Consider the following 278-nt stretch of genomic DNA (forward strand, 5'->3'; position numbering starts at 1 on the left):
TTGTTGACCAACGAGCTAACTCAATTAAGCGATAGTCTTGTCGAGCTTGCAGGCGTTGTTTTACTGGTAACACACCTAATACTGCAAATAATTTTGCCAGTTTAATCGGCTTATAGTTGATAGCAGCTTTGTGCTGTTCAGCCAACGAGATAAAGGTGTTATGGCCTAAATAGGCATAAGGAGAAAGACTCGTAAAATAATACTCTATTGCTGTTGTCATGGTTCACATTACCTTTTTGGGCTTATTTGAGAGGCTGAGTCGTCACACACGTGTATTT

Annotated in this window: 1 pseudogene; it reads right to left on the reverse strand. The window is 39.9% G+C overall.

Features of this window, described 5'->3' with window-relative positions:
* Window positions 1–220 (reverse strand): annotated as a pseudogene (locus AAEY88_RS13270) (hypothetical protein); the annotation flags it as partial.
* Between the last annotated feature and the right edge of the window lie 58 nt (window positions 221–278).

Origin of the sequence: Psychrobacter sp. CAL346-MNA-CIBAN-0220 (assembly GCF_040309805.1) — a bacterium.
Lineage (GTDB): Bacteria > Pseudomonadota > Gammaproteobacteria > Pseudomonadales > Moraxellaceae > Psychrobacter.